The sequence below is a fragment of the Streptomyces sp. rh34 genome (assembly GCF_002551245.1).
Lineage (GTDB): Bacteria > Actinomycetota > Actinomycetes > Streptomycetales > Streptomycetaceae > Streptomyces.
Genome location: NZ_NTGZ01000475.1, coordinates 1 through 2,391 on the forward strand (window position 1 = coordinate 1; position 2,391 = coordinate 2,391).

At 73.9% G+C, this 2,391-nt stretch carries 1 protein-coding gene and 2 pseudogenes; 1 reads left to right on the forward strand and 2 read right to left on the reverse strand.

What is annotated here, in order from left to right; translation table 11 throughout:
- Together CR470_RS37375 and CR470_RS37380 are read right to left on the reverse strand one after the other, a co-directional pair.
- Nucleotides 1-247: pseudogene (locus CR470_RS37375) on the reverse strand (hypothetical protein); the annotation flags it as partial.
- A gap of 187 nt (nucleotides 248-434) precedes the next feature.
- The gene (locus CR470_RS37380; RefSeq protein WP_097872171.1) at nucleotides 435-1,817 is read right to left on the reverse strand and encodes a transcriptional regulator; all 1,383 of its coding nucleotides are present in this window, start codon (nucleotides 1,815-1,817) and stop codon (nucleotides 435-437) included.
- A gap of 290 nt (nucleotides 1,818-2,107) precedes the next feature.
- Here CR470_RS37380 and CR470_RS37385 point away from each other — a divergent pair.
- Nucleotides 2,108-2,391, forward strand: a pseudogene (locus CR470_RS37385) (bifunctional DNA primase/polymerase); the annotation flags it as partial.

Consider the following 2,391-nt stretch of genomic DNA (forward strand, 5'->3'; position numbering starts at 1 on the left):
AGATGTGTATAAGAGACAGGCCGTAGGCCCCCTGCGCCTGCTGGTCCGGCTGCGACGGCGCGGCGGACTGCGGCCCCCACTGCCCGCCCCACGGCTGACCGCCCGCGGGCGCCGCCTGCTCGCCCTGTCCGGCACCGGGCGCCCCAGGGGTCCAGGGGGCTCCTCCGTCGGCAGGCAGCACGACACCCTCGTGCGCGGGTCGTGCGGCGGGGAGCTCGTGCTCGCCGCCCTGTCCGCTCTGCGTCACCAGGACTCCTACGTGTGAACCTACGGAACCGTCGGCTCACGCTATCGGGTGGTCGCCCGCCTCCGCCAAGCGCGTGGTGCCCCTCACGACCCCTTCACAGGGCGGGTAACATCACGCCGCCCCGCGACGCTGTTAACGGCCGGACCGCCGCGAACACGGCCCGGACCGCATCGGCGACCCCGCGTCCTCAGGCCGCCTGGAGCTCCAGGCGCTCGCCGAACTCCCGCACCGCGGGCTCCTCGCCGTAGGGCGTGAGCCGCTGCTGGAGGTCGTCGAGATACTCGGCGCCCCGGCTGGAACGCACCGTCGACAGCAGCTCCATCGCCCGGGTCCCCGTGTGGCACGCCCGCTCCACCTCCCGCTGCTGCACCTGGGCCGAGGCCAGCAGCACCAGCGCGATACCCCGGCGCCGGGCCCGGGTCTCCGGCAGCGCGGCCAGCGCCTCCTTGGCCCGCCGGGCCGCCGCCTCCGGCTGCCCCAGGTCCCGGTGGCAGTGCGCCAGTTCGTCCGCGAGGTAGCCCGCGTCGAAGTGCGCGATCCAGACGGGGTCGTCGCCGGACTCCGGGCCCGCCTGCTCCAGCGCGGCGACCGCCCGCCCCGCCACCGCGTGGCAGGTCCGGGCGTCCCCGAGCAGCGCGTGCCCCCGGGCCTCCGCCGCGTAGAACATCGCCTGGGCGCGGGGGGTGACGTGCCCCCGGGCCCCTTCCTGTGCGGCGCGCGCCAGTTGGGCGATCTCGCGGGGATTGCCGAGCTGGGCGGCGAGGTGGCTCATCGACGCGGCGAGCACATACCCGCCGTACGCCCGGTCGCCCGCCGCCTGTGCGAGCCGCAGCGCCTGGATGTAGTAGCGCTGGGCGAGGCCGGGCTGGCCGGTGTCGACCGCCATGTAGCCGCCGAGCTCGGCGAGCCGGGCCACCGCGCCGAACAGCTGCCGCCCCACCTGTTCGCGGTACGCCCCCGAAAGCAGCCCGGAGACCACGCTGTTGAGGTAGTGCACGAGCACCGGCCGCACGTGTCCGCTGCCGAAACGGTGGTCGAGGTCGGTCAGCGCGGCGGTCATCGCCCGCACCGCCTCGACGTCGGACATCCCGACCCGGGCCCCCGCCGTCCGCTCGACCTGCGCGTCCGGGCCCGAGATCAGCCAGTCCCGGCTGGGCTCGACCAGCGCGGACGCGGCGACCGCCGACCCGGCGAGCAGATCGCGGCGGCCCACATCGCTGCGCCACAACTCGCAGACCTGCTCGACGGCCCCGGCGACGGTCGGCGCGTACTGGAGGCCGACGCCGGAGGCCAGGTTCTTGCCGTTGGCCATGCCGATCTCGTCGATCGTGACCGTACGGCCGAGCTTGCGGCCCAGCGCCTCGGCGATGATCCCCGGGGCCCGGCCCCGGGGCTGCTGTCCCCGAAGCCACCGGGCCACGGAGGTCTTGTCGTAGCGCAGATCGAGACCACGCTCCGCCCCGACCATGTTCACGCGGCGCGCCAGGCCCGCGTTGGAGCAGGCGGCTTCCTGGATGAGCGTCTGGAGCCGTTCGTTGGGCTGGCGGGCTACGAGAGGCCTTGCAGCCATATGTCCCCCTGAAGCATCGGTTATGTGCAGTGATCGGTGGAAGGGATCACTGCCCGTCACATACACAAGAAATGCGCATATTCCATCGGCATTCGGTACGGACATGGCGCGTTGCGCCGTCGTGGAGGCCGGGGAGCGGCCCTGGGCGGCGGTCCTGGAGGTGGTTACCCGCCCTTCGGTGCGACGCCTCACGCGCGCCCCCGCTCGTGCACCGATGCGCCCCGCGTGCGGCATCGATGCGCCGGTCCCCGGTTCAGGGGAGGCCGTAACCCCAGGTGACGGCGGAAGTTGTGCTGGGCGTGGAAAAGCCCATCGGAGTCACGGAAGCCGTACAGGTCCCTCAGCAGCGGGGCGAGCATCTGCTCGACGCCGCGGTGCGGTATGCGGAAGAGCGTCACTGGGACGTGTTCCCCGGCACCTGGCTGGAGGCGGTGGGCGGCGGGGAGCGGTGTTCGTGCGGCGACGCCGGCTGCGCCCTGCCCGGGGCCCACGCGGACCGGCCCGACTGGGCGGGCCGGGCGACCGGCAGCGGGGCCGCGGCCCGGCGCATGTGGAGCAGAGACTGTCTCTTGTA